9 protein-coding genes are annotated in these 7,606 nt (G+C 63.9%); 2 read left to right on the forward strand and 7 right to left on the reverse strand.

Annotation, left to right across the window (positions count from 1 at the left end):
• Window positions 1–816: MBL fold metallo-hydrolase (locus tag AC1DX0_RS27295; RefSeq protein WP_477357509.1), on the forward strand; the 816-nt coding region annotated here is incomplete at its 5' end.
• A 10-nt stretch (window positions 817–826) separates the two neighbouring features.
• Here the strand turns inward: AC1DX0_RS27295 and AC1DX0_RS27300 are convergent.
• Entirely contained in the window at window positions 827–1,588 is a 762-nt protein-coding gene (locus AC1DX0_RS27300) for a GNAT family N-acetyltransferase (RefSeq protein WP_477357511.1), read from the reverse strand.
• Window positions 1,589–1,825: 237 nt separating this feature from the next.
• Here AC1DX0_RS27300 and AC1DX0_RS27305 point away from each other — a divergent pair, with 237 nt between their 5' ends.
• Window positions 1,826–2,731 (forward strand): agmatinase, encoded by a 906-nt coding sequence (locus tag AC1DX0_RS27305; protein ID WP_477357513.1) that lies wholly within the window; start codon window positions 1,826–1,828, stop codon window positions 2,729–2,731.
• A gap of 7 nt (window positions 2,732–2,738) precedes the next feature.
• Here AC1DX0_RS27305 and AC1DX0_RS27310 read toward each other — a convergent pair whose 3' ends face one another.
• The 6 genes from AC1DX0_RS27310 to AC1DX0_RS27335 form a co-directional block, all read right to left on the reverse strand.
• A complete protein-coding gene (locus AC1DX0_RS27310; protein WP_477220613.1) occupies window positions 2,739–3,518 on the reverse strand; it encodes a pyrroline-5-carboxylate reductase in 780 nt (259 codons plus the stop codon).
• 43 nt (window positions 3,519–3,561) lie between these two features.
• On the reverse strand, window positions 3,562–4,446 hold the full coding sequence (locus tag AC1DX0_RS27315; RefSeq protein WP_477220614.1) for an aldose 1-epimerase family protein: 885 nt from the start codon (window positions 4,444–4,446) through the stop codon (window positions 3,562–3,564).
• Window positions 4,447–4,616: 170 nt separating this feature from the next.
• Window positions 4,617–5,333 (reverse strand): Bax inhibitor-1/YccA family protein, encoded by a 717-nt coding sequence (locus AC1DX0_RS27320; RefSeq protein ID WP_477220615.1) that lies wholly within the window; start codon window positions 5,331–5,333, stop codon window positions 4,617–4,619.
• Between the two features lie 23 nt (window positions 5,334–5,356).
• Window positions 5,357–6,130, reverse strand: a complete 774-nt coding sequence (locus AC1DX0_RS27325) for an anti-sigma factor family protein (RefSeq protein ID WP_477220616.1) — start codon at window positions 6,128–6,130, stop codon at window positions 5,357–5,359.
• The gene (locus AC1DX0_RS27330; RefSeq protein WP_477220700.1) at window positions 6,127–6,660 is read right to left on the reverse strand and encodes a sigma-70 family RNA polymerase sigma factor; all 534 of its coding nucleotides are present in this window, start codon (window positions 6,658–6,660) and stop codon (window positions 6,127–6,129) included. Before AC1DX0_RS27330 ends, AC1DX0_RS27325 begins: the two co-directional genes overlap by 4 nt.
• 107 nt (window positions 6,661–6,767) lie before the next feature.
• Entirely contained in the window at window positions 6,768–7,361 is a 594-nt protein-coding gene (locus AC1DX0_RS27335; protein ID WP_477220617.1) for a histidine phosphatase family protein, read from the reverse strand.
• Window positions 7,362–7,606: the final 245 nt, after the last annotated feature.

Genomic DNA, 7,606 nt, shown 5'->3' on the forward strand with positions numbered 1-7,606 from the left:
GACCGGCTGCGCCTCACCATTCTCGGCTGCGGCTCGTCGCCMGGCACGCCGCGCATCACCGGCGACTGGGGCAATTGCGAYCCGGCCAATCCRMGSAACCGSCGCATGCGCACGGCRGCGCTGGTCGAACGGATCGCCGCCGATGGCCGTCGTACCACCGTGGTCATCGACACCGGGCCGGATTTCCGCGAGCAGATGCTGCTCGCTTCGGTCAAACGCATCGATGCGGTCGTCTACACCCATCCGCATGCCGACCATATCCATGGCATCGACGATCTGCGCGGCTACGTGCTCGAGCAGCGCCACCTGATCGACATCCATGCCGACCAACCGACGATGCTGCGCCTGCGGCAGGCGTTCGGCTATTGCTTCGAAACGCCGCCGGGCAGTTCTTATCCGCCGATCGTGCGGGCGCATATCATCGACCACGCAAAGCCGGTGGTGATCGAAGGCGAGGGGGGTGCCCTCACCCTCGAGCCGTTGCCGCAGTTCCATGGCGACATCATCTCGCTCGGTTTCCGCATCGGCGGCCTGGCCTATTGCCCTGATATCAGCGGCTTTCCCGACGCCACGGCCGAGCGGTTGCGCGGCCTGGAGATGCTGGTCATCGACGCACTGCAGTACAACACCCATCCCAGCCATTTGTCGCTCGGCCAGGCGCTCGACTGGATCGAGAAGCTGGCGCCGAAGAGTGCCGTGCTGACCCATATGCACGTGCCGCTCGACTATGCGACCGTGATGGCCGAGACGCCTGACAAGGTGATGCCGGCCTATGACGGCATGGTGATCGAAATTCCTTTTGAATCAGCGCGATAAACACGCCTGTTCATTGTGCCGTTYGCTTCCTTGGCCCGAATATCAGCAGCGTTCCAATCCGCTCATAGCCCATGCGGGGATAAAGCAACGCTCCGGCATGCGTCGCCAACAGCATCGAGCATCGCGCTCCACGAGCTTGGTCGTCMTGCAGCATTTTAGCCATCAGCGCCTGGCCGATACCGCGACGCCGSTGCGAAGGCTCGACATACATGGCCGCGCACCACGTGGCGCCCACGGCGTCTATGCTGCGCACACGCCCGACAATCTCGTCACCATCGACCGCCACATATTGGCGGAACGGCGCGCCGTCGCCAAGCAGATCGGCCGCGATCGGCCGCCTGCGAATGATCTTTGCAAATTGCGCCGCCCGGTCGACCGTCTGGACGCGCTCAATCGAGACGGCCGCCGGCGGGCTTGGAATCTGACGCAATGGCTGGACGAAAAAACCTTCCGTCCGCAGCAGCCGGTAGCCGAGAGCCTTGTATGCGGTTCGCGTCGGTCCATCCGGTTCGTCGTTTGCGATCACGACGGAAATGGCGAAACCCGGTCGCGCATGCTGCCGCACGATCGCATCGGCTTCCTGGGCAGCGACATCATGGACGACCCATTCCTCGCCACGGTAGTCGCGAGCATTCCTGCGCGGCGCATCACGCATCGCCCACAATGGCCCGACGCGGCTGACCTCGTAAGGAAAGGTGCGGCTTTTGTCGGTGCTGTAGCCATGTACGAACACCTCGATCGCCGATTCGATCTCACGCTTTGCTGCTGTCATCCACGCAGCGTAGCGTTGGCAATCCACATGAGGCAACAGACATCGAGAGTCTCAAGCCTATGAAATGCAGCAGTAATTTCCAACTGCTGGCCAATACGCAAGTTCCATAATCTATCTTATGCGACTTTCGGATGCGCACGTTTTGGCTCGAAGCAGCATCGAGATGGCGACCTACTTTGCTCCCACCCGTGTGACGCGWTAACCTCCCTGTCGACACATCATCAGGACCTCAAGAAAATGACCGCATCGTTTCTCGGCCTTCCCGATCGCCTTGCCGATGGCCGCACGCCTCGCGCAGTGATCTTCGGAGCCAGCCACGGCAGCACCTATCCCGGCGAGGACAGCAGCGGCTATGCCTTGGCCGCCGATGCCATCCGCGCAGCCAGCCAGGGCGATGCGCCGCTCGTCGAGCACTGGGATTTCGATCTCGGCGGCCCGTTGTTCGACGGCAAGCCGGTTAGCTGCGTTGACGCCGGCGAGATTTCGACCACCCTGCACGACAATGCCGGCAACCGGACCCGGATCGAGGCGAAGACGCGCGAGGTCCTGGCTTTGCCGGCCATACCGATCCTGCTTGGCGGTGACGATTCCGTCGTCATTCCGTTCCTTGCTGGCTTTGCTGACCACGGACCGATCTGGATCCTGCAGATCGACGCCCATATCGACTGGCGCGACGAGGTGCATGGCKAACGCTATGGCTATTCGAGCCCGATGCGGCGGGCGAGCGAGATGCCGCATGTCGCCGGCATGGTGCAGGTCGGCCTGCGCAGCGTCGGCAGCGCGCGCCGCGCCGAAATCGAAGCGGCGCAGCACTATGGCAGCCGTTTCGTGACCGCGCGCGAGGTTCATGCTCAAGGCGTGGAAGCGGCGCTCAGGCATATTCCGGACGGCGCGCGCGTCGTCGTCACTTTCGACTGCGACAGCCTCGATCCCGGCATCATGCCAGGCGTGGCGGCGCGTACGCCAGGCGGCCTCACCTACACGCAGGCGATCGACCTGGTCGCTGGCCTCGACAAGCGGGCCAGGATCGCGGGATTTGACCTTGTCGAACTCTACCCACCCGCCGACATGGACGGCCTGTCGTCCCTCACCGCCGCGCGCCTTCTCGTCAATGTGATCGGCACCATCGTCCGGCACGTTTGAGACCCGGCTATGTCGCGCCAGCCGCTGAAATGCGCCGATGCACGCCATCCAGGCTTTCCGCCAGCGCATCGAAGACGTTGCGGGCCGTGAGCTCGTTCAGGACCTGCTCATTGATGCCGCCGCGGGTCGCATAATCCTGCGCCAGATGTGTGAAGTCCGCATCGGGCGCTGTTTCCGGAGCATGTCCAAGCGCCGTGAAGAGCGCTGCGATATAGTCGCGCCCCTTCGTGTCCGGAACGCCATGCGCCTTCAGCCAGCGGTGGATCGTGTCGAGGTATTTGAAGTAGGTGGCATAGGTCGCTGTCGCGACGCTCAAGGCGTCGAACTCGCTGGGGCTCTCGACCTCGATCACCTTCCCCAGTCCAGCCAGCAATGCGGTCACCTCCGGATCAGGCGGGTAGATGATCGTCGCCCCCAGCCGGTGGGCGATCATCGGCATGGGCAGCGCTTTCGTCACGCGGCTCGCGGGCGCGGTCAGGCCGACTATTTCCTCGCGCGACAGCGTGGCGATCAGGCTGATGAGGTGGTGGTCGCGCCGAAACCGCAATTCGGGCAAGAGCTGAGGGGCAATTTGCGGCCGCACCGCCAGCATGACGGTGTCGCACGCATCGAGGACCGCCTGATTGTCGGCGGCGACATCCACATTCGCAAAGCGGGAGGCGAGGTCCGCTGCGATCTCTTCGTTGCGCGGCGATAACACAACCGATACCGGGTCGCCCTCGAGGGATTTGAGCCCGGTGACAATGGCTGAGGTAAGCGCACCCGTGCCGATGAAGCCTAGTTTCATTAGGTATCCCATGACGTTGATTTTCCGGCTGGTCGTCCGCTGGTCACCGCGGCCCCTGCTCCAGGCTGATCCGGTAGTTCAGCGAACGCTTCGCCCCCGGTTCGATCAGCATCACGCCAGGCTTGTCAGTGAATTCGCCATCGAAATCGACCGGGCTTGCAATACCGTGCCAGGGCTCGAGGCACAGGAACGGCGCGCCGCCGGGCTTGGACCAGATGCCCAGCTGCTCTGCCCCCTGCCATGACATTTCGATCGCCGGACCATGGTCGGCGGCGTAGCGCACGCTGGTGCTGGCGGGCCGATCCAGGATGACGGCGTCATCATCGAACAGCCGTTCGGACAATGCGAGCGTCCTGCCTTCGATCGGTGTCGCCCGCGTCTCGGCGAGCAGAAGGCCGTCCTTGAGGCGGCGGATCGGCGCCGGCTCATCGTCGGCAAAGGTCAACCGATATGCCTGCTTGGGCAATCCCGACAGCAATGGCCAGTTGAATGCCGGATGCGCGCCGACCGAGGCCGGCAACGTCTCGTCGCCGACGTTGGTGACCTCCAGGACCACACCAAGCTGCTGGCGCTCCAGCGTGTAGGTCACGGCAAGGCGAAAGGCGAAGGGGTAGTGCGCGCGCGTCTCGGCGTCGTCGGTGAGAACCAGCGTACAGGATCGAGACCCCCTCTCCTCCCACACAAAAGGCTTGTCACGGGCGAAACCGTGCTGCGTCATCGGATAGGTCCGGCCGCGATGGCGCAGCTGGTCGCCCTTCAGCCGGCCGACGATCGGAAACAGCACAGGCGAATGGCGCCGCCAGGCCGGTCCGGCCTGCCACAGGTACTCAAATCCCTGGGCGTCTTGGAGCGAGACCAGTTCGGCACCCTGCCCTGTTACAACAGCCGTTATGCCGTCGCTATGAAGCGTCTGGCTGTCCTGTGCCACATGTCCTCGCAGTGTTGGATGCTGGTTCGGCGGGCAGACTAGCAAAAGCTCTAGGGGACTCAAGGTGTGGACGGTTCTTGCCGAAACGAATTGTGGCCGGAGGATCTCTCCTCCGGCCACCTCTCCGCATCAAGGGCGATATGCTCGCCCTTGCCCACAGCGGACAGTGGTTATTCGCGCTCGCCGGTGAAGTTCAGCAGCAGCTGGAAGATGTTGATGAAGTTCAGATAGAGCGAGAAGGCGCCGAAGACGGCGAGCTTCTGGCGCGATTCCGCGTCGAAATTCTCGGCATACTGTTCCTTTATCGTCTGCGTGTCCCAGGCGGTCAGGCCGATGAAGACGGCGATGCCGATCACCGAAATAGCGAACTGCAGCGCAGTCGAACCGAGGAAGATGTTGACGATGCTGGCGATCATCACGCCGATCAGGCCCATGATCATGAACGACGAGAACTGCGTCAGGTCACGCTTGGTCGTGTAGCCATAGAGGCTGGTGGCGCCGAACATGGTGGCGGCGATGAAGAAGGTGCGCGCGATGCTGGTGCCGGTGAAGACCAGGAACACCGAGGCGAGCGACAGGCCCATCACCGCACAGAAGGCCCAGAACATCATCTGGGCGCTTGACGCCGACATGGTCTGCATCTTGAACGAGAACAGCAAGACGAAGGCGAGCGGCGCCAGCATCACCACATATTTCAGCGGGCTGGAGAAGATCGGCACATAGAGCGCCGGCGTCGACGACACCATGAAGGCGACCAGGCCGGTGACCACGAGGCCAAGGCCCATATAGTTGTAGACGCGCAGCATGTGCTGGCGCAGGCCCTCGTCGAAGACGGCTCCGGCCTGGGCGCTGGTGCCGACGCGATATCCCAGATTGGGCGTGTTCATTTGCAGTCTCCTTTGTGAATCGGTCAGTAAAGCGTTTTGGCGAGCGCCTCGGCGGCGCGGTCGAGGTCACGAACCCCGCTCTTGGCGACCACCGCATAGGCGACCTCGCCGATCTGGAAATAGGCCGAGGAAATGTCGCCCGAGGGCGCGACGGTCGGCTTGACCACGTCGAAGTTTCCCGGCCGGATGGCAAACAGCGACACCAGGCCCATGTCCTTGGTGTCAACGGCCACCTCGACGCTCGGGCCGAAGCGCGACGGATAGATCTGCACGTCGCGCACCTTCCAGTCCTTGGGCAGCGACGGCATGACGATCGCGGTCGCGGCGCGGATTTCGCCGGCATTGTAGTTGGGCGCTTCCGGCTGCGAGGGCATGGTTTCGCGCACCAGCGTCGTCCTGTGCGCGCGCACCGCCTCGTCGACATAGGCGGGCGGCTGCGGCGAAGCGACGACCTTGGTCACCGACATCGGCCCGATGATGCCGTTCGCCAGCCAGCCGGCGGCAATGAAGGCGGCAACGGCCGCGGCGCGCTGCAAGACGCCGAAGATGCGGCCGCGGACAAGCCCCCTCTCCAGCCGCCGCGCAGCATCAGCCGTCGCCGGCCGCGCCATGCCCTTGGAACCGGCAAGCGCCACGCGCAGTTCGTCGCGCGTCCGCAGATCCGACATCACGCGTGCTGCGGCCTCCGGCCGGGTCGACAGGAATGCTTCGACCTCGATGCGGCGCGTGACATCCAACTGGTCGTCGACATAGGCGTCGAGGTCGGTGTCGGTCACGGGGTCGACAAGAGCGGTCATTGCTCACCTCCCACAACCCTGAGATGATTTTTGCCACGTGCCGGGGCAGCATCCTCCATCTGGCGCAAGGCGGCGCGCGCCCTGCCAATGCGCGACATCAGCGTGCCCAGCGGCACACCGGTGGCATCGGCGGCTTGGCTGTAGGAAAGCCCTTCGATGGCGACCAGATGCAGCGCCGAACGCTGCTCTTCCGGCAAAGTGAAAAAGGCCTCCCGCACCTGCGCCAGGCGCACCGAATGCTCCTGCGGCGCCGGTGTGCTGGCATCGGCGAGGTATCCGGCCTGTTCGATGCGCGCCGCTTCTGAGCGCCGCGAGCGCAGCCGGTCGACAAACGCGTTGTGGACGATCGACAGCAGCCAGGCCCGCAGGTTTCCACCCGAGCGGAAGGTGCCGCGCCGCTCATAGGCACGCACCAGCGCGTCATGCACGAGATCCTCGGCGTCGGCACTGTCGCGCGTCAGCGACTGCGCGTAACGCCGCAGCGACCCGAGCTGTCCTATGATGTCAAAGCGTGGCATCGACCGTTTCATGCCCTGTTTACGGAGCATGTGGGGATTTTAATCCCAACCCTTGCAGTTTTTTCTTTGCCGGGTTCGCCGGAGGGTATCGTTCGCAGTACCCTCGCCCAGTCTGGCTCTCAGGTGTGAAGTGATTTTGCCGGCTTCGGAGCGGGTACACCGCAGGCACGCAACACCCATCTGCGGCCGTCGCTGCGAAAATCGGTGATGCTGAGCGGCTCGATGTCGATCTTCCAGGAGGCGGCAAGCGGTGCGCCGAGAACATGCAGGATCGCGGTGCGGATGACGCTGGCATGGGTCATGGCGATGGTGTGGCCACGCTCGGTGATCAACCGGTCTATCAAGTCGGAGGCCCGGCGAGCAACGTCGGCCAGCGACTCGCCGCCGTGCGGCGCTGCATTTGGGTCGCTTAGCCAGGCAGCGATCCCCTCGGGCTGCTCCGCCCGCACGTCGTCAAAGCTCTTGCCGGCCCAGCTTCCATGATCCTGGTCCGCCAGAAGCGGCTCGACCGATGCGTCCAGCGCCAGTGCCTCGGCGGTCTGCCGGGCGCGAAGCGAAGGCGCCGTCCACACGCGGTCGGCACGGCGCAACGCCCCGCGCATCGCCTTCGCCAGCGTCAGTGATCGCGGCTCCAACGGCTCGTCCGACGGGAATGCCCCCTGCCGGGTCGCGGCCGTGGCGCCGTTGCAGATCATCGTCAGCCGTACGAGCATGAAGCAGTCATCCCTTGAACCGCATTCGAAGCGATGCATACGCTGCGAATAGAATAGCGGCTACCGTTTCGATCGAAAGGCGGCGTCCCTCTTGGGGTGCCGCCTTTTGCGTTGAAGCAACCAAAACCGCTGGTGCATCACGTTCTATTTGCGTATCACTCCGCCGCGCCAACGGAACTATAACGATGTTTGAAGACCTGCAGCCAGCTCCCGCCGACAAGATCCTGGCCCTGATCGGCCTCTAT

Source organism: Mesorhizobium sp. P3_A9 (genome assembly GCF_056402975.1).

Excerpts from the sequence above, each read along its gene's own strand:
- AC1DX0_RS27310 (WP_477220613.1), bottom strand. The coding sequence starts at position 3,518 with ATGAAACTAGGCTTCATCGGCACGGGTGCGCTTACCTCAGCCATTGTC.
- AC1DX0_RS27320 (WP_477220615.1), bottom strand. The coding sequence starts at position 5,333 with ATGAACACGCCCAATCTGGGATATCGCGTCGGCACCAGCGCCCAGGCC.
- AC1DX0_RS27325 (WP_477220616.1), bottom strand. The coding sequence starts at position 6,130 with ATGACCGCTCTTGTCGACCCCGTGACCGACACCGACCTCGACGCCTAT.
- AC1DX0_RS27330 (WP_477220700.1), bottom strand. The coding sequence starts at position 6,660 with ATGAAACGGTCGATGCCACGCTTTGACATCATAGGACAGCTCGGGTCG.
- AC1DX0_RS27335 (WP_477220617.1), bottom strand. The coding sequence starts at position 7,361 with ATGCTCGTACGGCTGACGATGATCTGCAACGGCGCCACGGCCGCGACC.